Genomic DNA, 21,984 nt, shown 5'->3' with positions numbered 1-21,984 from the left:
AATGATCCTGCGGGTCACCCCGTCTGCGCGGCTGTTGTCGGCCCGCAAACCCCGGGAAACGTGGCGCGTGGTAGAGCCTTTTGCACAGCGATGGCCTAAAATCCGTCGCAGGATTTTTTGCCACTGCCGAGCCCGGAGCTGCCATGACCCCTGCGTTGGACTTGTTGAAAAAAGTTCGTGCCGAACATCGCGTGCACAGTTACGAACATGACCCGAAGGCCGCGTCGTATGGCTTGGAGGCCGCAGAAAAACTGGGGCTTGAGCCGGCGCAGGTGTTCAAGACGCTGCTCGCGGCCAGTGAGAAGGGTGAGTTGCTGGTGGCCGTCGTGCCGGTCGTCGGAAGTCTCGACCTCAAGGGGCTTGCCCACGCCGCCGGCGTGAAAAAAGTCGAGATGGCCGACCCGGCCGCCGCGCAGCGTTCCACCGGTTACCTGCTGGGCGGCATCAGCCCGCTGGGGCAGAAAAAACGCCTGCGTACCTTCATCGATAATTCGGCCCAGCCTTTTGCGACCATTTATGTCAGCGCCGGTCGGCGCGGGCTGGAAGTGGAGCTGGCACCGGCGGTCTTGGCAGAACACACCCAGGCGAAATTTGCCGACATCGGTCGCCCTTGACGTCTGTATGAAGAAAATTGGCCGGTACTGTCACTGGCGCTGATCCGGCCGGCGCTGCATGCTCGTTCGACTGACACAGGGAGAAGGTTATGCAGCTCGAGTTTCATCAGGTCGACGCGTTCAGTGATCGGCCGTTCAGTGGTAATCCGGCGATGGTCTATCGGCTCGACGCGTGGCTCGCGGATGAACTGATGCAGAAGATCGCCGCCGAGCACAATCTGGCGGAAACCGCATTTCTGGTGCGCGAAGGGCAGGCGTGGCACATCCGCTGGTTCACGCCGACCACCGAGGTGCCGCTGTGCGGTCACGCAACCCTGGCCAGCGCCTATGTGCTGTTCGAGATCTATAAGGAAAACGCCGAGCGTCTGGACTTCACCTGCAAGTCCGGGCCGTTGAGCGTCAGCCGCGAAGGTGGCCGGTTGTGGCTGGATTTCCCGGCCATCGAAGCGGTGGAGAAAGGCGTCACCGTGGAGATCGAGCGGGCGCTGAATGTCCAGGCAGTGGATGTTCTGAGTTCCAACGAGCTGTTCGTGGTGCTGGAGTCCGAGCAGGCAGTGCTTGATTGCCAGCCGGACATGGTCGCTCTCGCCAAGCTGCCGTGGTTGGGCGCCATCGTCACCGCCCGGGGCAATCAGCATGACTTCGTCTCGCGTTATTTCGCTCCGGCCATCGGCATCAATGAAGACCCGGTGACCGGCTCGACCCATTGCAGCCTGATTCCGTACTGGTCGAAACGCCTGGGCAAAACCAGCCTCACTGCATGCCAGCGTTCGGCGCGAGGCGGTGAGCTGTTTTGTCGGCTGGAAGGCGAGCGGGTGAAGATCGGCGGGAATGCGACGCTGGTGGCCAGCGGCACATTGATGCTGGGTTGAAGCCAAAAAAACAAGGGAGCCATCAGGCTCCCTCATTGTTTGTCTGCAAATCAGTGCGCGGTGCTGAAACGGCGAACGCCGTTTTCCCCCGCCGGAATCTGCGCAGCGGTGCTGCCGGAGGCCTGGAACAGCACCAGATGTTCCGCTGCCACACGAATCCCGACATCCGCACCTACCTGATGGTCGGCATGGCTCGGGAAGATCGATTCCAGCTGTGCGCCGGTCGGCAGTTGCAGGCGATACAAGGTCGAGGCGCCGAGGAAGGTCTTGCCGACGATCCGCGCTTTCAAACCACTGTCCGGCGCGTAAACGATGTCGTCCGGACGCAGCAGCACATCTACCGCCCCACCGATCGGCCAGGTGTAGGCGCGATTGCCGCGCAGTTCACCGAGTTCTGTCTGCACCGATTCCGGGCTGCGGAGCTGGCCACGAATGAAGTAACCCTGACCGATGAAGCTGGCCACAAACGGTGTCGCCGGTTCGTGGTAGAGGTTGTACGGCGTATCCCACTGCTCCAGCCGGCCTTCCTTGAACACGCCGACGTGATCGCTGACGGCAAAGGCTTCTTCCTGGTCGTGAGTCACCAGAATCGCGCTGGTGCCACGTGCCTTGAGGATGTCGCGGACTTCGTGGCTGAGCTTGCGACGCAACTCGCCATCGAGGTTGGAGAACGGCTCGTCGAGCAGCAACAGTTGCGGCTCCGGCGCCAGGGCGCGGGCGAGGGCGACACGTTGTTGCTGGCCGCCGGACAACTCGTGGGGGAAGCGTTTGCCGAGGTTCTTCAGGTTGACCAGTTCCAGCAGTTCTTCGGTGACGCGCTCCTTGTTCGGGTGCTTGCGGATGCCGAAGGCGATGTTGTCCGCGACACTCAGGTGCGGGAACAGCGCGTAATCCTGGAACACCATGCCGATCCGGCGTTTTTCCGGGGCGAGGGTGAAACCGGCGCTGGAGATCACTTCACCGCCGAGAGAGATTTCCCCTTCGTGCACCGGTTCGAAACCGGCAATCGCGCGCAGGGTGGTGGTCTTGCCGCAACCGGACGAGCCGAGCAGGCAGCCGATGTCGCCGGCGTTGAGGTGCAGATTGAGGTTCTGCACCACACGTTGATCTTGATAGCCGCAAGCGAGGTTGCGCAGGTTCAGCAGTAATTCATGGCTCATGCGTGGTGATATGCCGGTTCTACAAGGAACTCGAGCAGGGCCTTCTGTGCGTGGAGACGGTTTTCTGCCTGATCCCAGGCGACGGAGCGCGGGTCATCGAGCAGGTCGAGACTGATTTCTTCACCGCGGTGAGCGGGAAGGCAGTGCAGGAATAACACGTCCTCGGCCGCCAGGTCGAGCAGGGCACGGGTGACCTGGTATGGCGCGAACAGTTTGAGGCGCTTTGCGGTTTCCTCTTCCTGACCCATGGAGGTCCAGACGTCGGTGCTCACCAGATGCGCGCCGCGCACGGCGTCTTGCGGGTCGCGGACGATGGTCACGCGGTCACCGGCCTTGGCCACGAACTCAGGATTTGGCTCATAGCCTTCCGGGCAGGCCACGCGCAACTGGAAGTCGAACTGGATGGCCGCTTCTATATAGCTGTTGCACATGTTGTTGCCGTCGCCGATCCAGGCCACGGTCTTGCCCTGGATCGAGCCGCGGTGCTCGAGGAAGGTTTGCATGTCGGCCAGCAACTGGCACGGGTGCAGGTCATCGGACAGGCCGTTGATCACCGGCACGCGGGAGTTGGCAGCAAATTCGGTCAGGGTGCTGTGGGCAAAGGTGCGGATCATCACTGCGTCGAGCATGCTCGACATGACGATGGCGCAGTCGCCGATCGGCTCGCCACGGCCCAGTTGGGTGTCGCGCGGTGACAGAAAGATTGCCTGGCCGCCGAGCTGGATCATGCCGGCCTCGAAGGAGATCCGGGTGCGGGTCGAGGATTTCTCGAAGATCATCCCCAGGACGCGGTTTTTCAGAGGCTCGAACAGTACGCCGCGGTTACGCAGGTCCTTGAGCTCAACGCCTCGACGGATCACGCTGACCAGCTCTTCGGGCGTGCAATCCATCAGGGAGAGAAAGTGCCTTGCGCTCATCATTGACTACCTTTTTGCTACAAACCGCAGATGCTCAAAGCCTTGTTTATCGGAACAACGGGCGAGACCTGCGGCGTAAGCCGCACGGGGGCGACGAAATAGGGGGAGGCGCGATATTGACACTAAATGTCGCGTTTTTCCAATAGGCTACGGTTTTTGCAGAAATGCGCCGGGGTGATAACAGCGCGAACACTGTGATTTCCGGTCAGTTTTCGAGAGGGCAACGAGGCATTTGTACACTGGCCCCACCGGGCTTGGCAATCAGGCGCGGCGGGGATGGCACAGCTCTGGTCGGTTTGTGACCGGTGAGCCATCGGTTCGCTTGGTCGGATGCGCAGGTTGAAACATTTGCTAAAGCAAAGTGCTGGGTTATAAATAAATCACGAGCGACGCAGGAAGCCTCCGCATGGAATCGAAAGAAAAACTGTTAATGGAACTGCTGGGCCACACGGCACGCTCATTGACCCACCTCACCGCGTCGATGACCTCGATGTCCTTCGAACTGCTGCGCAGCGACGACGACGTGGTCAAGGCCGCCAGCCGGCAGATGATCGACCGCATGGCGACCATCAGCGCCGGGCTCGACGAGCATTGGCGACTGATCGGCGAGCTCACCGGCGTCCACGTCGCCCATGAGCAGATCGAGACCATTCAGGAAATCCAGCTGGCCGCGCCGCCACAGCTTCCGGCGAACTGACGCGTCTATCGGCGGGCCTGATGGCCGCCGATTCACAAGACGAACGTCGCTGGCGCTGCATCGGGTCGCGGGCCATAGTTTTGTTCCCGCAGGCGTGATTGCCTGCCCAGAACAAGACAGAGACTGGCCATGACCAAGACTCTCCATCACCGTGCCTGCCACCTGTGCGAAGCCATCTGCGGCTTGACCATCGAAACCACCGAAACCGACGGCCAGGTGCAGATCACCTCGATCAAGGGCGATGCCCTGGACACGTTCAGTCGCGGGCACATCTGCCCCAAGGCCGTCGCGCTGCAAGATATCCAGAACGATCCGGATCGCCTGCGCCAGCCGATGCGCCGGGTCGGCAGCGAATGGCTGCCCATCGAGTGGGACGATGCGTTCGAGCTGGTCGCCGAAAAACTCTCGGCCATTCAGGAGCGTCACGGGCAGAACGCGGTTGCCGTGTATCAGGGCAACCCCAGCGTGCATAACTACGGGCTGATGACCCACAGCAATTACTTCCTCGGCCTGTTGAAAACCCGCAACCGCTATTCGGCGACGTCGGTCGATCAACTGCCCCATCACCTGACCAGCTATCTGATGTACGGCCACGGCTTGTTGCTGCCGATTCCGGACATCGATCACACCGATTTCATGTTGATCCTGGGCGGCAATCCGCTGGCGTCCAACGGCAGCATCATGACCGTGCCGGATGTCGAGAAGCGTCTGAAGGCGATCCAGGCCCGGGGCGGCAAAGTGGTGGTGGTCGATCCACGGCGCAGCGAGACGGCGGCGATGGCCGACCAGCATTTGTTCGTGCGTCCGGGTGGCGATGCGGCGTTGCTGTTTGGTGTGCTCAACACGCTGTTCGATGAGGGGCTGGCTCGAGGCAGTCATCTGCCGGTGGATGGACTGGAAGAAGTCCGCGCGGCGGTGGCGGATTTCACCGCCGAAGCCATGAGCCCGTTGTGCGCCGTTTCCGCCGAACAGATCCGCCAGTTGGCCCGGGATTTTGCCGCTGCGCCAAGCGCCGTTTGTTATGGCCGGATGGGCGTTTCGACCCAGGCCTTCGGCACGCTGTGCCATTGGGTCGTGCAACTGATCAATCTGGTGACCGGCAACCTCGACCGAGTCGGCGGTGCCTTGTGCACCGAGCCAGCGGTGGATCTGGTGGCCTCGACTTCGGGCGGGCACTTCAATAAATGGCAGAGCCGCGTGTCGGGGCGGCCTGAGTACGGCGGCGAGTTGCCGGTTTCGGCGCTGGCCGAAGAAATGCTTACCGACGGCGAGGGGCAGATTCGCGCGCTGATCACCGTGGCCGGTAATCCGGTGTTGTCCACGCCCAATGGCCGGCAACTGGAGCAGGCGCTGGACGGGCTGGAGTTCATGGTCAGCGTCGACCTGTACATCAACGAAACCACGCGCTATGCCGACCTGATCCTGCCATCGACCTCGGCACTGGAAAACGATCACTACGACACCACCTTCAACCTGTTCGCGGTGCGCAACGTCACTCGTTTCAACCGGGCGATCCTCGCCAAACCTGAGGGTGCGCTGCACGACTGGGAAATCTTCGTCGGCCTGGCCAAGGCCTTTGCCGCGAAGACGGGCAAGGAGCTGAAGCCGACGATGCCGCCGGCGAAGATGATCGACATGGGTTTGCGCATGGGCCTTTACGGCGATGCGTCCGAGCACAAGTTGTCGTTGGCAACACTGTTCGATCATCCGCACGGGGTTGATCTTGGGGCGCTCAAACCCAACCTGACTGCGCGATTGAAGACTGCCAATCAACAGGTTCAGGCGGCGCCGCCGGAAATCCTCGCCGACTTGGCGCGCTTCGCCGCGTTGCAGGCACCCGCCGCCGATGAGTTGTTGATGATCGGCCGCCGTCATGTGCGCAGCAACAACTCGTGGATGCACAATTACCATCGATTGGTGAAGGGCAAGCCGCGTCATCAACTGCTGATGAACCCGGATGATCTCGCCAGTCGCGGGCTCAGTGACGGTCAGCTCGTGCGCGTGAGTTCACGGGTCGGCCAGATCGAAGTCGAAGTGCTGGGCAGTGCCGACATGATGAAGGGCGTGGTCAGCCTGCCGCACGGATGGGGCCATGCCCGGCCAGGTGTGCAGATGGCGATCGCCAGCGGCCAGCCCGGTTCCAGCGCCAATGACCTGACCGATGAATGTCAGCTCGATGAGCTGTCGGGCAACGCAGCGCTCAATGGTGTGCCGGTGACGGTGGCGGCGGCGTGAGCAAGTCTGTCGGGGAGACCGAGCAGGGCGCTCGGGATTCCGTTACAATGCGCCACCGTGCCGACCCATGAGTCGGAAAGTTCAGCCGAGGTGCTCCATGGATATCATCGAAACGATTAAAGAGCAGATTGCCAACAACACCATTCTGCTTTACATGAAAGGCTCGCCGAATGCCCCGCAGTGTGGCTTCTCCGCGAAAGCTGCGCAGGCTGTGATGGGCTGTGGCGAGAAGTTCGCCTACGTCGACATCCTGCAGAACCCGGAAATCCGTGCCAACCTGCCGAAGTACGCCAACTGGCCGACTTTCCCGCAACTGTGGGTCGGCGGTGAACTGGTCGGCGGCAGCGACATCATGGCTGAAATGTTCGCCAACGGTGAGCTGCAGACTCTGGTCAAGGAAGCATCCGCCAAGGCTGCTGCGGCCAAGTCCGAAGTCTGATCGGCTTCTGCCCGGATTTCAGCGAGTCTGAAATCCGGGCAATAAAAAGCCCCGCCTCTCGAAAGAGGGCGGGGCTTTTTAATGTCTCGAGTTCCAGCGCTGGCTAATTACTCGTCTTCGCCCATCTGCGATTGCAGATAGTTTTCAAGACCGACTTTATCGATCAGGCCCAGTTGGGTTTCCAGCCAGTCGATGTGTTCTTCTTCGGATTCCAGGATGTCTTCGAGCAGTTCGCGGCTGCCGAAGTCACCGACGGATTCACAGTGAGCGATGGCGGCCTTCAGATCGGCGTGGCCGGTCTTCTCGATACGCAGGTCGCACTCCAGCATTTCCTTGGTGTGCTCGCCGATGTGCAGCTTGCCCAGGTCCTGCACGTTCGGCAGGCCTTCGAGGAACAGGATGCGCTTGATCAGCTTGTCCGCGTGCTTCATCTCGTCGATGGATTCGTGGTACTCGTGCTTGCCGAGCTTGTTCAGGCCCCAATCTTCATACATGCGCGCATGCAGGAAGTACTGATTGATCGCGACCAGCTCATTGGCAAGGATCTTGTTGAGATGCTGGATGACTGTTACGTCGCCTTTCATGATGGGAGTCCTGCCCTTAATAGCGGTATATAAGGCAGAGTTTGAGCTTGGTATTTATAAGTGTCAAACCTAAGTTGTTGAATAATAAATGAAAATTAATCGGAATAAGAATGTTTGTGTTCCGCGTCTAGACGCTAAGCAGTTGATTTTCAGGCATAAAAAAACCGGACATAAGTCCGGTTCTTCGAATTCGGGATAATTACGCGGCGGTAAATTCTGCCGGGTAGGGGATCGCAGCCTGGGCGGTTTGCAGCTTGGTCAGGGTTTCGCGAACCACTTCCTTCGCCAGGCACGCACATTTGCCGCATTGGCTGGCTACGCCGGTGGCCTGACGGACTTCTTTATAGCTGCAGCAACCTTCATAGATCGCTTCGCGGATCTGTCCGTCGGTGACGCCAGTGCAGAGGCAAACATACATAAGTGAGAACCGTCGCTGGTTGTGACTCAATTGCGATGGATCTTAATGTTAACGAGAATGATTGTCAAAGTGCTTTCCCAGTGGTTTTCATCGCCAACAGGTGTGACTGACGAACGGTGGTGCATGGCTGAGTGCCAGCCCGGATTTCGCGAAAAACCTTTAAGGACAGTCGAAAAACGCAGTGTATGATGGTCGGCCCTTGCGAAGGGGGTTCGTGTCACAGGGCTGTCGCCTGAGGGTGGCAGGCTGGCCCGAACCCTGAACTTCAAGTTTCTACACCAGGAGATATCAATGAGCGTACTCGTAGGCAAACAAGCCCCTGACTTCACCGTCCCGGCCGTACTCGGCAATGGCGAGATCGTTGACAGCTTCACCCTGTCCTCGGCCATCAAAGGCAAATACGGCCTGGTGTTCTTCTACCCGCTGGACTTCACTTTCGTCTGCCCGTCCGAGCTGATCGCTCTGGACAACCGCATGGCCGACTTCAAGGCACGCAACGTAGAAGTGATCGCCGTGTCGATCGACTCGCACTTCACCCACAACGCCTGGCGCAACACCCCGGTCAACAATGGCGGCATCGGCCAGGTGAAATACACCATGGCTGCCGACATGAAGCACGACATCGCCAAGGCCTACGACGTTGAATCCGAAGGCGGCGTGGCTTTCCGTGGCGCGTTCCTGATCGACGACAAAGGCGTTGTCCGCTCGCAGATCGTCAACGACCTGCCGCTGGGCCGTAACATGGAAGAGCTGATCCGTCTGGTCGACGCGCTGCAATTCCACGAAGAGCACGGCGAAGTCTGCCCTGCCAACTGGAAAAAAGGCGACAAAGGCATGAACGCTTCGCCAGAAGGCGTAGCTGCTTACCTGACCGAGAACGCTGCTGCCCTGTAAGGCGCACGCTTCAGGTTCAGGAAGCGAGGTACAAAAAAACCGGCCCATGTGGCCGGTTTTTTAATGCTCGGAAGAAACCCGACGAGGATCAGTCGTCGAAGTCTTCCCAGCCGCCCATCTGTTTCCAGCGGTTGACGATGCCGCAGAACAGCTCGGCCGTCTTCTCGGTGTCGTAACGCGCCGAATGCGCTTCACGGCCGTCGAAGTCGATGTCGGCTGCCTGACAGGCTTTCGCCAGCACGGTTTGGCCGTATGCCAGACCGGCGAGGGTCGCAGTGTCGAAGCTGGAGAACGGGTGGAACGGGTTGCGCTTCATGTCCAGCCGCGCGACGGCGGCGTTGAGGAAGCCCAGGTCGAAGCTGCTGTTGTGGCCGACCAGGATCGCCCGCTTGCAGCCGTTGGCCTTCAAGGCCTTGCGCACACCGCGGAAGATGTCGGTCAGCGCTGTTTCTTCGCTGACGGCCATGCGCAACGGGTGGTCGAGCTTGATCCCGGTGAACTCCAGCGCCGCCGCTTCAACGTTGGCGCCTTCAAACGGCTCGACGCGGAAGAAGTAAGTGTGATCCGGGTAGACGAAACCCTTTTCATCCATGGCGATCGTGGTCGCGGCAATCTCCAGCAGCGCGTCGGTGGCCGAGTTGAAACCACCGGTTTCTACGTCGACGACAACCGGCAGGTAGCCGCGAAAGCGTGCTGCCATTGGATGGCGCGAACCGCCGCCACCTTGACCGTCCAGTTCGTCGTCGAAATGGTCTTCACTCACGCGTGTTCCTCCAGCAGGCGCCAGCGCAGTTTTTCACCGGCGCGCAGCGGGATAACGGTCAGCTCGCCGAAAGGCAGGCTGGTCGGGGCGGTCCATTCTTCACGAACCAGGGTGATGCGATCGGTGTTCGCCGGCAGGCCGTAGAAACGCGGGCCGTTGAGGCTGGCGAACGCTTCGAGCTTGTCCAGCGCATTGCGCTGTTCGAAGGCTTCGGCATACAACTCGATGGCGGCATACGCGGTGTAGCAGCCGGCGCAGCCGCAGGCAGCTTCCTTGGCGTGCTGGGCGTGCGGCGCCGAGTCGGTACCGAGGAAGAACTTCGCGCTGCCGCTGGTGGCAGCGTCGAGCAGGGCTTCCTGGTGCGTGTTGCGCTTGAGGATCGGCAGGCAGTAGAAGTGCGGCCGGATCCCGCCTACCAGCATGTGGTTGCGGTTGTAGAGCAGGTGATGCGCGGTGATGGTCGCGCCGACGTTGGCCGAAGATTCGTTGACGAACTGCACGGCATCGCCGGTGGTGATGTGTTCGAACACCACTTTCAGCGTCGGGAATCGCTCGACCACGCGGCGCATGTGCTCGTCGATGAAGATTTTTTCGCGGTCGAACACGTCGACGTCGCCACGGGTGACTTCACCGTGGATCAACAGCGGCATGCCGACTTCGGCCATGGCTTCCAGCGCCGGGAAAATCTTGTCGATGCTGGTGACCCCGGAATCGGAGTTGGTGGTGGCGCCGGCCGGGTACAGCTTGGCGGCGTGCACGAAACCGCTGGCCTTGGCCTCACGGATTTCTTCGGGCTGGGTGCGGTCGGTGAGGTACAGCACCATCAGCGGCTCGAAACGACTGCCGGCCGGGCGGGCAGCGAGAATCCGCTGGCGATAGCCGTCGGCTTCAGCGGCGTTGCGCACCGGAGGTACCAGGTTGGGCATGATGATGGCGCGACCAAAGGTGCGCGCGACATCCGCAACGGTATTGGTCAACACGGCACCATCGCGAAGATGAATGTGCCAGTCGTCGGGACGCAGCAGGGTCAGGCGGTCGGACATGAGGGGATTCCAGGCGGGTCAAACTGAGGCGAATGCTACCGGAAAAGACTCTTGCAGGCACTCGCTATCAAGTTTTGCGACGAGCGTCCGATATCCCATAGGTATGCCGTAAAGATGTATGTCTCGGTCTTTTTTGTTGTAGAAGCCAATGGAGCCTCCCGTGCGCCAGCGATATTTAGCCTTGCTCAGTGTGTTTGCCAGCCTTCCCGCGATGGCACTGACCTACCAGACCCGTCTGGAGAACATTGAGTGGACGGTCGAGGGCGACAAGTTCGAGTGCCGTCTGACGCAGCCGATCACCGACTTCGGCTCGGGGCAATTCGTGCGCAAGGCCGGCGAGCAGGCGATCTTTCGCCTGAATGCCTACAACGCGATGTTGGGCGGTGGTTCGGCAACCTTGCTGGCGGCGGCAGCGCCTTGGCAGCCGGGACGCAATGACATCAATCTGGGCAGCGTCAGGATCGGCACCGGCAACGTGCTGTTCAACAGTTCGCAATCGCAGGCCGGCGGGCTGATCAGCGGTTTGCTGGAAGGTCGCAGCCCGGTAGTACGCCGTGCATCAGGCGATGGCAGGGTGTCGGAAGTGCGCCTGTTGCCGGTCAAGTTCAGCAAGGCCTTCAACGACTATCAGACCTGCGTGGCAAAACTGCTCCCGCAGAACTTCGATCAGGTCAAACAATCGCAGATCGGCTTCCCCGGTGAAGGCATCGAACTGGACGCCGCCGCCAAGGCCAAGCTGCAAGTGATGCTCGAGTACATGAAGGCCGATCCGACGGTCAATCACATCGAACTCGACGGCCACTCCGACAACAGCGGCAACCGCCTGACCAATCGTGAACTGTCGCGCCGCCGCGCGCTGGCGGTGGTCGACTTCTTCAAAGCCAACGGCATTCAGGAGTCGCAGATCACCGTGCGCTTCCATGGCGAACGCTACCCGCTGGTGCCGAACACCAACGCCGCCAACCGGGCCAAGAACCGCCGGGTCAACGTGCACCTGGCGCGGGTGGCACCGACCACGGCTCCGGCGCCTCAGGCCAGCACGCCTGCCAACACTGCGGCGACTTCCTGACCTGCCGGTCATCGTCGCCCTCTCGACAGATTCTGTCGCTTTGTCGTCTTAAGCTGTCGCGCCTCTGTAAATTATCGCGTTTGAGCGGTAGACTCCTCGGCTTTCCGTAGAACCCCGTGGAGTGATGGCATGGCGGACGTAAACAAGGTCGTTCTGGCGTATTCCGGCGGCCTGGACACTTCGGTGATCCTCAAGTGGCTGCAGGATACTTATAACTGTGAAGTCGTGACCTTCACCGCTGACCTGGGTCAGGGCGAAGAAGTCGAGCCGGCTCGCGCCAAGGCGCAGGCCATGGGCGTCAAAGAAATCTACATCGACGACCTGCGCGAAGAATTCGTGCGTGACTTCGTGTTCCCGATGTTCCGCGCCAACACCGTTTACGAAGGCGAGTACCTGCTCGGTACTTCCATCGCGCGTCCGCTGATCGCCAAGCGTCTGATCGAAATCGCCAACGAAACCGGCGCTGACGCCATTTCCCACGGCGCTACCGGCAAGGGCAACGACCAGGTACGTTTCGAACTGGGTGCCTACGCACTCAAGCCCGGCGTGAAAGTGATCGCCCCTTGGCGCGAGTGGGACCTGCTGTCCCGCGAGAAGTTGATGGACTACGCCGAGAAGCACGCGATCCCGATCGAGCGTCACGGCAAGAAGAAATCCCCGTACTCGATGGACGCCAACCTGCTGCACATCTCCTATGAAGGCGGCGTGCTGGAAGACACCTGGACCGAGCACGAAGAAGACATGTGGCGCTGGACCGTCTCCCCGGAGAAGGCTCCCGACACCCCGCAGTATCTGGAACTGACCTACCGCAACGGTGACATCGTCGCGCTGGACGGCGTTGAAATGACCCCGGCCACCGTGCTGGCGACGCTGAACAAGATCGGTGGCGAACACGGCATCGGCCGTCTGGACATCGTCGAAAACCGTTACGTCGGCATGAAGTCCCGTGGCTGCTACGAAACCCCGGGCGGCACCATCATGCTGCGCGCTCACCGCGCCATCGAATCGATCACCCTGGACCGCGAAGTCGCTCACCTCAAAGACGAGCTGATGCCGAAGTACGCCAGCCTGATCTATACCGGCTACTGGTGGAGCCCTGAGCGTCTGATGCTGCAACAGATGATCGACGCCTCGCAGGTCAACGTGAACGGCGTTGTGCGCCTGAAGCTGTACAAGGGCAACGTGATCGTGACGGGCCGCAAGTCCGACGATTCGCTGTTCGACGCCAACATCGCGACTTTCGAAGAAGACGGCGGCGCTTACAACCAGGCCGACGCGGCGGGCTTCATCAAGCTCAACGCGCTGCGCATGCGCATTGCTGCCAACAAGGGCCGCAAGCTGTTCTGAGTACTTCGGACCTGATGTGAAAAAACGGCCTTGTCGTAGCGACAAGGCCGTTTTTTTTGGGATACCCCTCCTTTGAATTGATCGATACCGGTCAACGTTACTGTCCTCATCGGCTGTACATCGTGCATTGCATGAATGTCCTGCTGCGCGTTTTATCCCCTTTCAAATTTTCCCAACACAGATGTGGTCAGTGAGTGCGTATCATAAACAATACAGAACGTTGTTCCATGGCTTCTCCTGGTTTGTTTGGCCAGGATTTCGATATTCTCTTTAAGTAAAACATCTGACACCGCTTCGGTTAAAAACAGGAATAATCTCGGCGAATGCTTGTTTGAGTGTGGGATTTTTTCCAATAGCAACTCTAGCCCTGAATGAGTTTGGATCTTTCGAATGTCGATGATGTACACCCTGGTCAGCGGCTTTGGAAGTTTAATGGACTGTGACTCGACGTTTGGTGAATTGGGCACTGTCTCGGTCGGAAAAGTATCTTCCTCTGTGAAAGCCTTGAGAAAGTTCTTGTCGTTGTCGAAGTCGGACGGAGCATAGAGAGAGCGGTAGTTGAAGTTGAGGGTGATGAAGAACAGAAACAGCAAGTAGAACGGAAAACTGATCAGGAACCAGACATAGATCTCCCGCTCGTTGTTATCAAGAAAAGGCAGGGAAACGGCGGCGGAGGTCTCCGATATAAAGGCGAAGATGGCAATGACGGTGATGGGGTTGGGGATTTTCTTGTTGATCTTTAGCATGGTCTTTACTCATGAATGGTCTTTCTCGTCGTTTTGATTGGGTTGGGTGGTCGAGTTGTAAGTTGTCGGGTAGATAAGGGTTTCGGTATCTGGTGTTTATATTAAATTCCAGGGTTTCGATATGTGTAAGTTGTTTCAGTTGTTTTTAGTGACTGGTTATTGATCCTGGTTTTGGTTTTTTCAGTCTGTTCCGAGCCGCCCCCGCGAAGACCGTGAAGGGGGACGGAATTCCTGATGCAAATTTATGATTTTCTGTAAGTGAGTCTTTTCTGTAGGAATAATCTTTATTGCCTGTAGGAGGCGTCTCTCGGTGCTAATGTAGAGGAACTTATACATGCCATGGGTGAAATGACTACGTTATTGTGCCGGTTCTAAAAATTCGAACAGCGAAACTGGACTTGCCCATGAATAAAGTGCTGATCGTGGATGATCACCCCGTCATTCGTCTTGCGGTACGTATGCTGATGGAACGTCATGGCTACGAAGTCATTGCAGAAACCGATAATGGCGTGGATGCGTTACAACTTGCGCGTGACCAGATGCCGGATATCGTCATTCTGGATATCGGCATTCCGAAACTGGATGGACTGGAAGTCATTGCGCGTCTTACGACAAGTGCGATGCCATTGAAAGTGCTGGTGCTGACGTCCCAGTCACCGGGACACTTTTCAATGCGCTGCATGCAATCGGGGGCGGCGGGTTATGTTTGCAAGCAACAGGATCTGACGGAGTTGCTGAGTGCAATCAAGGCGGTATTGTCCGGGTACAGCTATTTTCCGAATCAGGCGTTGCATACCGTAAGGACCAGTCTGGGTAATGCCAGCGAGGCCGATATGGTAGACCGCCTGTCCGGGCGCGAAATGATGGTGTTGCAGCAACTGGCGCGCGGCAAGACCAACAAGGAAATTGCCGACGGGATGTTTCTCAGCAACAAGACCGTGAGTACCTACAAGACCCGGTTGCTTTTAAAGCTCAACGCGCGATCGCTGGTGGATCTGATCGAACTGGCACAGCGAAACGGCCTGGTCTGAGGGTTTCAGTGGCTGACGGATCATGGGCGGATCGGAATCAGCGTGCGGCAGAAAGAGAAAAGCCTCCGTTTCGGGAGGCTTTCAAATGTCAGAGATCAAAATCGTAATCGGCCAATTGCTTCTGCAGTCGGCGCTCCTCAAGCAGGTTGTCGATGGTTCGGCGTTTGCTCAAGTTGGTCTTGGCGACTTCCACCACAGGTTCAGCGTCATCGGCCTCCGTGGCGATAAAGTCGTCATCCGCTTCCAATTGCTCTTTGCTGGTGCTCATAAGGTCAACTCCAGGCTAAGACTGCCTTTGGCGCTCCTTATATCGATATTCCAGCAGATGGTAAAAAAGATTTTTTCAATCGATAAATCAATAAAACCAATAGCCGCTCAATCGTCAGAAGTTTTGTGCTTGTAGTCGCACAAATCTTCGATCCGACAGCTGCCACAACGGGGTTTGCGTGCCAGGCACACGTAGCGCCCGTGAAGAATGAGCCAGTGGTGCGAGTCGAGCAGGTATTCCTTTGGCACAAACTTCATCAGCTTCTTTTCGACTTCGACCACGTTTTTCCCCGGTGCAATGCCGGTGCGGTTACTGACCCGGAAAATATGGGTGTCCACGGCCATGGTCAGCTGGCGGAACGCGGTATTGAGTACGACATTGGCGGTCTTGCGGCCAACCCCGGGCAAGGCCTCCAGTGCTTCGCGCGTCTGCGGGACTTCGCCATTATGCAACTCGACCAGCATGCGACAGGTCTCGATCACGTTTTTGGCCTTGCTGTTATAGAGGCCGATGGTCTTGATGTATTCGGACAAGCCTTCGACGCCCAAGGCGTGAATGGCCGCCGGCGTGTTCGCCACCGGGAACAGCTTGGCCGTCGCCTTGTTCACCCCGACGTCCGTCGATTGCGCGGACAGAATCACCGCGATCAACAGTTCGAAAGGCGAGGAATAGGCCAGTTCGGTCTTGGGCTCGGGGTTGTCCTCGTGAAGCCTGCGGAAGATCTCCAGACGTTTTGCGGCATTCATGGGTGATGCGTTTCCTCGGGTTGAGCGGCAGGGCGAGTCCAGGCCTGACGGGCGGCCAGTAATAATCCAAGCAATATGAAGGCGCCGGGAACCAGCGTCGCGAAATGCAGGCCATCGCTGAACAGAATCAAACCTTGCCAGTGTTCCGACAAATGATGGCCGATGCTGCCTTGACCGATCAGCTCACGCAACACCGCGAGCACAATCATCAGTACGGCAAACAGGCCGTAAAGTTTCAGTCGATTACGGACAGGCTGGCGAAAAAATCCATTGTGCTCCAGCACGACGCATTGCAAGCCGATCAGCCCCGCATAAAGACTTATCAGTTGATGCCACTGCATTGCACCGCGTTGCAGAACAATATCAGCGCAGCCCGCCAGGGTCGCGGCCAGTACCAGGCTGACTGGCAACAGGCTCTCACTGCTCAGGCGCGAGCGCAGCGGTGCCATGCACAAACCGTAAACGCCCAAGACAACCGCAAACATCAACAGAGTCGCCAGCGCGCCCGCCACAGAGTCGGTGGTGCCAATCAACAGCACCAGCATCATCGAGTTCGACAGTGTCGCTGACGTATTCATGGCGCGCTCCCAAGCAGGGTCGTCCGGTGTTCATCGAAGTAACGCAGGGCATCGTGGATGGCGTTGATGGCCGCGCGAGACGTAATGGTTGCCCCCGCGATCTGGTCGAATTCTCCCTGATCCTTTTTCAGCGCCCACCCGGAGTCCGTCGGTTGGTTGCTCGATTTTCCGCTAAAGGTCTGAAGCCAGCCATTTGGCCAGTCGCCGAGATGCCCACCCAGCGAAGGTGTTTCGTTTTGCTCGAGGGTTTTCACACCGAGCAATCGGCCGTTGGCGTCGATGGCAATCAGCAACTCGATATTGCCGGCATAACCTTGGGTCTGGCTGCGCAGCAGGATCGCCACGGACTGGCTGCCTTTGGTCGCCCGATAACCGCCCAGCAGGTGACTATGGCTCAGGTTGATGTCGGTCAGCGTCAGAGGTTGTTCGAGCGGCTGATTGTCGTAAGCGTCGACCGGCAGCACGTCCAGCAATTTACGACTCTCAAGCAGACGTTGTTCGGCGGCAATCTGCGGTGCGTTGCTGCGTTGCACCAGCCACGTCACGCCGATGCCCAGCGCGGTAATCAACGCCAGTGTGATCATGCTGTTCGTACGGTTCATGGCGCCACCTGCGCCTGACGGGCCACCGCGAAACGCTCCAGAGTCGGCACGCACAGGTTCATCAACAGCACCGCAAACGCCACGCCGTCGGGGTAACCACCCCAGGTGCGAATCACGTAAGTCAGCAGTCCCACGCCGATGCCGAACAGCAGACGGGCGAGCGGGCTTTTAGCCCCCGACACCGGTTCGGTGACGATGAAGAACGCCCCCAGCATGGTCGCGCCGCTCAGCAGGTGAAACAGTGGCGAGCCGTGGGAGTCCGATCCCGAACCGTTCCAGCACAACAGGCTGATCACGAACAAGCTGGCGAGCATGCCGACCGGCGCGTGCCAGCCGAACACCCTGCGCTGCAACAAGAACAACCCACCGGCGAGGAACGCCAGGTTCACCCATTCGACGCCGTGGCCGCCAAAGCGACCGAATGCAGGATTGCCGGCAAACAGTTCGTCCATGGTCAGGCTCTTGTTGATGCGCAGACTGTCCAGCGCAGTGGCCTGAACCCAGGCGTCCGGCTGCGCGCCAAGATTGAACACCTGGCTAAAAGCCTCCGCCAGATCCATGCCATGACCCGGCCAATGGGTCATCGGTTGCGGGAACATCACCATCGCCAAGGCAAAGCCGAGCATGGCCGGATTGAACGGATTTCGGCCAACGCCACCGTACAGATGTTTGCCCAGCAGCAGGCCCGAGGCGATTGCCGTGACCGTCAGCCACCAAGGGCAATAAGGCGGCAGGGCAATCGCCATCAGTGTGGCGCTGACCACCGCACTACCATCGGTCAAGGTGGCCTGCAGAGGCTGCCGACGCAGATGTGTCACCCCGGCTTCGACGCCCAGAGCCGTGACGACGGACAGGATCAGGTTGATCAACACGCCCCAACCATAAAACCAGAACAACGCCAGCAATCCCGGCAATGTCGCCAGCAAAACCAGCTTCATTGCCTGTTGCAGGCGCTCGTCTCTGGTTTCAATGGATGACATGGGCTTGTACCTGCCGCTCTGCTTCCTGCAGGCGGGCGCGGGCCTTTTCGAGGATGTCGGCGGGCGTGCCGTCGCGCCGTTGAAGCTTGTTCAGATCGGCGCGAGCGTAGGCCAGTTCGGTTTTCAACTGGCGAAGCTTGTCGTCGATCGGACGTTTCTCGACACGCATAAGCTCCGGCGCCGGTTGATCGCTGGCGGCTTCGGCGTTGTGCAGCGCCTGTTCGGCATCACGCAGCGCTTGCTCCAGCGCGGCGATCTCGGCTGGCGGGGCCTCTGCGGTTTGCGCTTTTTTCAGCTCGGCGCGGCGCATCGCCAACTGGATCTTCGCCCGTTTCAGATCGGCGTCCTTTGCCGGGGCGGCGACGGCCGGTGCAGGTGCCGCGCTGCTTTCCAGCTTCGACAGTGCCTGTTCGGCCGCTTCGAATTGCTGCTGCAGGACGATCAGCTGAGATTGCTGATCGAAGGTCGGCGGATGACCGAATGCCTTGAGCGACTTGTTCAACTGCGCCCGGCTCATGGCCACGTCGATCTTGGCTTTTTTCAGCGCAGCATCGGCGGTCGCGGCTTTTTGTGCGCGCACCCGTTCCAGCGCCGCCTGCACCGGATCAAGCGTGGTGGCGGCGACTTCGACCTGGGCCGCGCGCTGTGCCCGAGCCTCACGTTCGGCCTGCTTCTGCTGTTCTTCGCGTTGCAGGCGAGCATTGCGCCGTTCGAAGCGCTGCCGGGCGTGATCGCGTTTGGCCGCACGGGCCTGTTGTTCTTCAATGCTGGCGGCCAGTCCACCGACAACCGGCAGCGTGCCCGGCGGCAGCGGGTGCATCTCGATGCAGTCGACCGGGCAGGGTGCCACGCACAGATCGCAACCGGTGCATTCATCGATGATGACGGTGTGCATCAACTTCGCCGCGCCAACAATGGCGTCGATCGGGCAGGCCTGAATGCACTTGGTGCAGCCGATGCATTCGGCCTCGCGGATGTAGGCTACCTGCGGCGGTGCCGGACCACGGCTGATGTCCAGCTCGAGCACCGGGATTTTCAACAGTTCGGCCAGCGCCGCGATGGTTTCGTCGCCACCCGGCGGGCACTTGTTGATCGGCTCGCCGTCGGCGATGCCTTCAGCGTAGGGTTTGCATCCGGGATGGCCGCACTTGCCGCATTGGGTCTGCGGCAGCAAGGCATCGATGCGTTGAATCAGACTCATGTTTTGATCAGTCCACTGAATCCGAGAAAAGCCACGGCCATCAGTCCGGCGCCGATCAACAGGATCGGCAGGCCACGAAAGGGCAGGGGAATATCGTTGTCGGCCGTGCGCTCGCGCAAATCGCTGAACAGGCTCAACACCAGCCAGAAACCCAGTCCGGCGCCAAGGCTCAGTGCAATCGCATGAAACAGGCCTTTGTCCGTTTGCGCGTTGACCAGCGTCAGGCCCAGTACGCCGGAATTGCCCAGCAGCAACGGCCACAAGCCATCGAATGGCAGCGTGGGTCGCCAATGCGCGAGCAGTTTCAACAACGGCGCGATCAGCAGCACGCTCAACGGCAGAAACACAAACAGCCGCAGGAATTCCAGCTGCAACGGCACCAGCAGCCAATGCCAGATCGCATAACCCGCCACGCCGACAATCAGCATCAGACACAAGGTTGCCAGCCCCAGCGCATGCACTTGTCGCCGCTCACTGCCCAGCAGCGGATCGACGCCCAGCGGCCAGTGCAACACGAAGTTGTTGATCAGCGCAGCACTGAAGAGCGTAAGCACGAGTTCGGTCATGGTTCTGCCGGTGGCAACGGGCGTGTGTCACTTAAGGTTAGGCATTATCCGGCAGCCGTGGAGGGCGGGCCAGATATGAAAAATCCCACAGGCGCACGGAGCACGCCTGTGGGATCTGTCAGGGCAGAACCTTACTTGATGCGTTGACCCGGCTTGGCGCCGCTGTCCGGGCTCAGCAGGTAGATTTCTTCACCGCCAGGGCCGGCCGCCATCACCATGCCTTCGGAGATGCCGAACTTCATTTTCCGTGGCTTGAGGTTGGCGATCATCATGGTCAGGCGACCGTCGAGTTTCGACGGATCCGGGTAAGCGCTCTTGATCCCCGAGAACACGTTGCGTTGCTCGTCACCGATGTCGAGGGTCAGACGCAACAGCTTGTCCGCGCCTTCGACGTGTTCGGCCTTGACGATCAGCGCCACGCGCAGGTCGACGGCAGCGAAGGTGTCGAAGTCGATTTCCGGCGACAGCGGATCCTTGGCCAGTTCGCCATTGCCGGCAGGCGCGGCGGCGCCGGTGTCGGTCTGGCTGGCGGTCAGGTCTTCTTTCGAGGCGTCGGTCATGGCTTGCACTTTTACCGGGTCGATGCGGGTCATCAACGGCTTGAATTCGTTCAACTGGTGGTTGGCCAGCAGGGTGGTGTGGTCATTCCAGGTCAGCGGGGCGACGTTGAGGAACGCCTCGGCATCGGCGGCCAGCACTGGCAGTACCGGTTTGAGGAAGATCACCAGCTGGCGGAACAGGTTGATCGCCGTGGCGCAGACCGCCTGGACTTCATCCTGCTTGCCTTCCTGCTTGTTCAGCGACCATGGCGCCTTGTCGGCGATCCATGCGTTGGCGCGGTCGGCCAACGCCATGGTTTCGCGCATGGCACGGGCGAAGTCGCGGGCTTCATAGGCGTCGGCGATGCTCGGCGCGGCGGCCAGGAACGCTTCGGTCAGTTCCGGTGCGGCGTTGTTGTCCACCAGCAGGCCGGCGTTGCCCTTCTGGATGAAACCGGCGCAACGGCTGGCGATGTTGACGACTTTGCCGACCAGGTCGGAGTTGACCTTCTGCACGAAGTCTTCGAGGTTCAGGTCGAGGTCGTCCACGCCACGGCCCAGTTTGGCCGCGTAGTAGTAGCGCAGGTATTCCGGGGACAGGTGATCGAGGTAGGTCCGGGCCTTGATGAAGGTGCCGCGGGATTTGGACATCTTCTGACCGTTGACGGTCAGGTAGCCGTGCACGTTGATCCCGGTCGGCTTGCGGAAACCCGCGCCTTCGAGCATTGCCGGCCAGAACAGGGCGTGGAAGTTGACGATGTCCTTGCCGATGAAGTGGTACAGCTCGGCGGTGGAGTCCTTGCCCCAGAACGCGTCGAAGTCCAGCTCCGGCGTACGGTTGCAGAGGTTCTTGAAGCTGGCCATGTAACCGATCGGCGCGTCCAGCCACACGTAGAAGTACTTGCCCGGCTCGCCCGGGATCTCGAAGCCGAAGTACGGCGCATCGCGGGAGATGTCCCACTGTTGCAGGCCGGCGTCCAGCCATTCGGCGATCTTGTTGGCCACGGCGTCCTGCAGGGTGCCGCTGCGGGTCCAGGCCTGCAGCATTTCCTGGAAGTCCGGCAGCTTGAAGAAGAAGTGCTGGGAATCCTTGAGCACCGGGGTGGCGCCGGAGATTGCCGACTTCGGATCCTTCAGGTCGGTCGGCGCGTAGGTCGCACCGCATTTTTCGCAGTTGTCGCCATACTGGTCTTCAGTGCCGCATTTCGGGCAGGTGCCCTTGATGAAACGGTCGGCCAGGAACATTTTCTTTTCCGGGTCGAAATACTGGGTGATCGAACGTTGGGCGATGTGCCCGGCGTCACGCAGCTTCAGGTAGATCTGGCTCGACAGCTCACGGTTTTCTTCGGCGTGAGTGGAGTGGAAGTTGTCGAAGTCCACCAGGAACTCGGCAAAGTCGGCGCTGTGTTCAGCCTGGACGTTGGCGATCAGTTGTTCCGGGGTGATGCCTTCCTTTTCCGCACGCAGCATGATCGCCGAACCGTGGGCGTCGTCGGCGCAGACATAAATGCACTGATTGCCACGATGCTTCTGGAAGCGCACCCACATATCGGTCTGGATGTATTCCAGCATATGGCCAAGGTGGATCGAACCGTTGGCGTAGGGCAGGGCGCTGGTGACGAGAATCTTGCGTGGTTCGGACATGTGGGGCTTCGCTACTTGATGAAACGGAGGT

General features: G+C 59.5%; 24 protein-coding genes. 9 read left to right on the top strand and 15 right to left on the bottom strand.

Going from position 1 to position 21,984, the window contains the following annotated elements; all coding sequences use genetic code 11:
- Positions 1 to 143: 143 nt before the first annotated feature.
- Together ybaK and QR290_RS23635 are read left to right on the top strand one after the other, a co-directional pair.
- Positions 144 to 614 (top strand): Cys-tRNA(Pro) deacylase, encoded by a 471-nt coding sequence (gene ybaK / locus QR290_RS23640; RefSeq protein ID WP_115079061.1) that lies wholly within the window; start codon positions 144 to 146, stop codon positions 612 to 614.
- 89 nt (positions 615 to 703) lie between these two features.
- On the top strand, positions 704 to 1,486 hold the full coding sequence (locus tag QR290_RS23635) for a PhzF family phenazine biosynthesis protein (protein ID WP_115079060.1): 783 nt from the start codon (positions 704 to 706) through the stop codon (positions 1,484 to 1,486).
- Positions 1,487 to 1,536: 50 nt separating this feature from the next.
- On the opposite strand, the gene QR290_RS23630 is transcribed toward QR290_RS23635, so the two are convergent.
- Together QR290_RS23630 and argF are read right to left on the bottom strand one after the other, a co-directional pair.
- Complete coding sequence (locus QR290_RS23630; RefSeq protein ID WP_115079059.1) at positions 1,537 to 2,646, bottom strand: ABC transporter ATP-binding protein; 1,110 nt, start codon at positions 2,644 to 2,646, stop codon at positions 1,537 to 1,539.
- A complete protein-coding gene (argF, locus tag QR290_RS23625) occupies positions 2,643 to 3,563 on the bottom strand; it encodes an ornithine carbamoyltransferase (protein ID WP_115079058.1) in 921 nt (306 codons plus the stop codon). Before argF ends, QR290_RS23630 begins: the two co-directional genes overlap by 4 nt.
- Positions 3,564 to 3,969: 406 nt before the next feature.
- On the opposite strand from argF, the gene QR290_RS23620 reads away from it, so the two are divergent.
- The 3 genes from QR290_RS23620 to grxD all read left to right on the top strand — a co-directional run bounded on the left by QR290_RS23620 (position 3,970) and on the right by grxD (position 6,934).
- Positions 3,970 to 4,260: a hypothetical protein gene (locus QR290_RS23620; protein WP_007953190.1), complete on the top strand. Its 291-nt coding sequence runs from the start codon at positions 3,970 to 3,972 to the stop codon at positions 4,258 to 4,260.
- Positions 4,261 to 4,389: 129 nt separating this feature from the next.
- Positions 4,390 to 6,495: a molybdopterin oxidoreductase family protein gene (locus QR290_RS23615; protein ID WP_115079057.1), complete on the top strand. Its 2,106-nt coding sequence runs from the start codon at positions 4,390 to 4,392 to the stop codon at positions 6,493 to 6,495.
- A 97-nt stretch (positions 6,496 to 6,592) separates the two neighbouring features.
- On the top strand, positions 6,593 to 6,934 hold the full coding sequence (gene grxD / locus QR290_RS23610) for a Grx4 family monothiol glutaredoxin (protein ID WP_115079056.1): 342 nt from the start codon (positions 6,593 to 6,595) through the stop codon (positions 6,932 to 6,934).
- A 107-nt stretch (positions 6,935 to 7,041) separates the two neighbouring features.
- Here grxD and bfr read toward each other — a convergent pair whose 3' ends face one another.
- Complete coding sequence (bfr, locus tag QR290_RS23605; RefSeq protein ID WP_011335740.1) at positions 7,042 to 7,518, bottom strand: bacterioferritin; 477 nt, start codon at positions 7,516 to 7,518, stop codon at positions 7,042 to 7,044.
- 199 nt (positions 7,519 to 7,717) lie between these two features.
- Entirely contained in the window at positions 7,718 to 7,936 is a 219-nt protein-coding gene (locus QR290_RS23600) for a bacterioferritin-associated ferredoxin (protein ID WP_007953193.1), read from the bottom strand.
- A 291-nt stretch (positions 7,937 to 8,227) separates the two neighbouring features.
- Here QR290_RS23600 and QR290_RS23595 point away from each other — a divergent pair, with 291 nt between their 5' ends.
- Positions 8,228 to 8,830: a peroxiredoxin gene (locus tag QR290_RS23595; RefSeq protein ID WP_007953195.1), complete on the top strand. Its 603-nt coding sequence runs from the start codon at positions 8,228 to 8,230 to the stop codon at positions 8,828 to 8,830.
- A gap of 88 nt (positions 8,831 to 8,918) precedes the next feature.
- Here the strand turns inward: QR290_RS23595 and rnt are convergent, their stop codons facing one another.
- On the bottom strand, positions 8,919 to 9,593 hold the full coding sequence (rnt, locus tag QR290_RS23590) for a ribonuclease T (protein ID WP_007953196.1): 675 nt from the start codon (positions 9,591 to 9,593) through the stop codon (positions 8,919 to 8,921).
- Positions 9,590 to 10,636, bottom strand: a complete 1,047-nt coding sequence (gene pyrC / locus QR290_RS23585; RefSeq protein ID WP_289203731.1) for a dihydroorotase — start codon at positions 10,634 to 10,636, stop codon at positions 9,590 to 9,592. Before pyrC ends, rnt begins: the two co-directional genes overlap by 4 nt.
- A gap of 160 nt (positions 10,637 to 10,796) precedes the next feature.
- On the opposite strand from pyrC, the gene QR290_RS23580 reads away from it, so the two are divergent.
- Positions 10,797 to 11,705 carry a flagellar protein MotY gene (locus tag QR290_RS23580; RefSeq protein WP_115079055.1) on the top strand — a complete coding sequence of 303 codons (909 nt, stop codon included), beginning with the start codon at positions 10,797 to 10,799 and terminating at the stop codon, positions 11,703 to 11,705.
- 129 nt (positions 11,706 to 11,834) lie between these two features.
- Entirely contained in the window at positions 11,835 to 13,052 is a 1,218-nt protein-coding gene (locus QR290_RS23575; protein ID WP_007953201.1) for an argininosuccinate synthase, read from the top strand.
- Between the two features lie 152 nt (positions 13,053 to 13,204).
- Here the strand turns inward: QR290_RS23575 and QR290_RS23570 are convergent, their stop codons facing one another.
- On the bottom strand, positions 13,205 to 13,798 hold the full coding sequence (locus QR290_RS23570) for a hypothetical protein (RefSeq protein ID WP_115079054.1): 594 nt from the start codon (positions 13,796 to 13,798) through the stop codon (positions 13,205 to 13,207).
- A 404-nt stretch (positions 13,799 to 14,202) separates the two neighbouring features.
- Between QR290_RS23570 and QR290_RS23565 the strand changes: the two genes are divergently transcribed.
- Positions 14,203 to 14,829: a response regulator transcription factor gene (locus QR290_RS23565; RefSeq protein ID WP_007953203.1), complete on the top strand. Its 627-nt coding sequence runs from the start codon at positions 14,203 to 14,205 to the stop codon at positions 14,827 to 14,829.
- An 88-nt stretch (positions 14,830 to 14,917) separates the two neighbouring features.
- Here the strand turns inward: QR290_RS23565 and QR290_RS23560 are convergent, their stop codons facing one another.
- The 8 genes from QR290_RS23560 to metG all read right to left on the bottom strand — a co-directional run bounded on the left by QR290_RS23560 (position 14,918) and on the right by metG (position 21,953).
- On the bottom strand, positions 14,918 to 15,097 hold the full coding sequence (locus QR290_RS23560) for a PA3496 family putative envelope integrity protein (protein ID WP_007953204.1): 180 nt from the start codon (positions 15,095 to 15,097) through the stop codon (positions 14,918 to 14,920).
- 107 nt (positions 15,098 to 15,204) lie between these two features.
- Positions 15,205 to 15,843 (bottom strand): endonuclease III, encoded by a 639-nt coding sequence (gene nth, locus QR290_RS23555; protein ID WP_115079053.1) that lies wholly within the window; start codon positions 15,841 to 15,843, stop codon positions 15,205 to 15,207.
- Complete coding sequence (locus tag QR290_RS23550) at positions 15,840 to 16,421, bottom strand: Rnf-Nqr domain containing protein (protein ID WP_289203730.1); 582 nt, start codon at positions 16,419 to 16,421, stop codon at positions 15,840 to 15,842. The genes nth and QR290_RS23550 overlap by 4 nt, the downstream gene beginning before the upstream one ends.
- Positions 16,418 to 17,023 carry an RnfABCDGE type electron transport complex subunit G gene (locus QR290_RS23545; RefSeq protein WP_115079051.1) on the bottom strand — a complete coding sequence of 202 codons (606 nt, stop codon included), beginning with the start codon at positions 17,021 to 17,023 and terminating at the stop codon, positions 16,418 to 16,420. The genes QR290_RS23550 and QR290_RS23545 overlap by 4 nt, the downstream gene beginning before the upstream one ends.
- Entirely contained in the window at positions 17,020 to 18,003 is a 984-nt protein-coding gene (locus QR290_RS23540; protein WP_289203729.1) for an RnfABCDGE type electron transport complex subunit D, read from the bottom strand. The genes QR290_RS23545 and QR290_RS23540 overlap by 4 nt, the downstream gene beginning before the upstream one ends.
- Positions 17,990 to 19,204 (bottom strand): electron transport complex subunit RsxB, encoded by a 1,215-nt coding sequence (rsxB, locus tag QR290_RS23535; RefSeq protein WP_289203728.1) that lies wholly within the window; start codon positions 19,202 to 19,204, stop codon positions 17,990 to 17,992. Before rsxB ends, QR290_RS23540 begins: the two co-directional genes overlap by 14 nt.
- Positions 19,201 to 19,770, bottom strand: coding sequence for an electron transport complex protein RnfA (locus QR290_RS23530; protein WP_115079048.1), 570 nt, complete (start codon positions 19,768 to 19,770; stop codon positions 19,201 to 19,203). The genes rsxB and QR290_RS23530 overlap by 4 nt, the downstream gene beginning before the upstream one ends.
- Positions 19,771 to 19,901: 131 nt before the next feature.
- On the bottom strand, positions 19,902 to 21,953 hold the full coding sequence (gene metG, locus QR290_RS23525; RefSeq protein WP_085709538.1) for a methionine--tRNA ligase: 2,052 nt from the start codon (positions 21,951 to 21,953) through the stop codon (positions 19,902 to 19,904).
- Between the last annotated feature and the right edge of the window lie 31 nt (positions 21,954 to 21,984).

It is taken from the genome of Pseudomonas fluorescens (assembly GCF_030344995.1).
GTDB lineage: Bacteria > Pseudomonadota > Gammaproteobacteria > Pseudomonadales > Pseudomonadaceae > Aquipseudomonas > Aquipseudomonas fluorescens_BF.
The sequence above is the reverse complement of the archived record's forward strand: the minus strand, read 5'-3'. Positions and strand labels throughout refer to the sequence as shown.

Coding starts and splice junctions, on each gene's coding strand:
- metG (WP_085709538.1), bottom strand. CDS start 21,953: ATGTCCGAACCACGCAAGATTCTCGTCACCAGCGCCCTGCCCTACGCC.
- bfr (WP_011335740.1), bottom strand. CDS start 7,518: ATGAAAGGCGACGTAACAGTCATCCAGCATCTCAACAAGATCCTTGCC.
- nth (WP_115079053.1), bottom strand. CDS start 15,843: ATGAATGCCGCAAAACGTCTGGAGATCTTCCGCAGGCTTCACGAGGAC.
- rsxB (WP_289203728.1), bottom strand. CDS start 19,204: ATGAGTCTGATTCAACGCATCGATGCCTTGCTGCCGCAGACCCAATGC.
- ybaK (WP_115079061.1), top strand. CDS start 144: ATGACCCCTGCGTTGGACTTGTTGAAAAAAGTTCGTGCCGAACATCGC.
- QR290_RS23600 (WP_007953193.1), bottom strand. CDS start 7,936: ATGTATGTTTGCCTCTGCACTGGCGTCACCGACGGACAGATCCGCGAA.
- QR290_RS23570 (WP_115079054.1), bottom strand. CDS start 13,798: ATGCTAAAGATCAACAAGAAAATCCCCAACCCCATCACCGTCATTGCC.
- QR290_RS23565 (WP_007953203.1), top strand. CDS start 14,203: ATGAATAAAGTGCTGATCGTGGATGATCACCCCGTCATTCGTCTTGCG.
- QR290_RS23630 (WP_115079059.1), bottom strand. CDS start 2,646: ATGAGCCATGAATTACTGCTGAACCTGCGCAACCTCGCTTGCGGCTAT.
- QR290_RS23530 (WP_115079048.1), bottom strand. CDS start 19,770: ATGACCGAACTCGTGCTTACGCTCTTCAGTGCTGCGCTGATCAACAAC.
- argF (WP_115079058.1), bottom strand. CDS start 3,563: ATGAGCGCAAGGCACTTTCTCTCCCTGATGGATTGCACGCCCGAAGAG.
- grxD (WP_115079056.1), top strand. CDS start 6,593: ATGGATATCATCGAAACGATTAAAGAGCAGATTGCCAACAACACCATT.
- QR290_RS23635 (WP_115079060.1), top strand. CDS start 704: ATGCAGCTCGAGTTTCATCAGGTCGACGCGTTCAGTGATCGGCCGTTC.
- QR290_RS23560 (WP_007953204.1), bottom strand. CDS start 15,097: ATGAGCACCAGCAAAGAGCAATTGGAAGCGGATGACGACTTTATCGCC.
- QR290_RS23545 (WP_115079051.1), bottom strand. CDS start 17,023: ATGAACCGTACGAACAGCATGATCACACTGGCGTTGATTACCGCGCTG.
- QR290_RS23575 (WP_007953201.1), top strand. CDS start 11,835: ATGGCGGACGTAAACAAGGTCGTTCTGGCGTATTCCGGCGGCCTGGAC.
- pyrC (WP_289203731.1), bottom strand. CDS start 10,636: ATGTCCGACCGCCTGACCCTGCTGCGTCCCGACGACTGGCACATTCAT.
- QR290_RS23595 (WP_007953195.1), top strand. CDS start 8,228: ATGAGCGTACTCGTAGGCAAACAAGCCCCTGACTTCACCGTCCCGGCC.
- QR290_RS23550 (WP_289203730.1), bottom strand. CDS start 16,421: ATGAATACGTCAGCGACACTGTCGAACTCGATGATGCTGGTGCTGTTG.
- QR290_RS23540 (WP_289203729.1), bottom strand. CDS start 18,003: ATGTCATCCATTGAAACCAGAGACGAGCGCCTGCAACAGGCAATGAAG.
- QR290_RS23615 (WP_115079057.1), top strand. CDS start 4,390: ATGACCAAGACTCTCCATCACCGTGCCTGCCACCTGTGCGAAGCCATC.
- QR290_RS23620 (WP_007953190.1), top strand. CDS start 3,970: ATGGAATCGAAAGAAAAACTGTTAATGGAACTGCTGGGCCACACGGCA.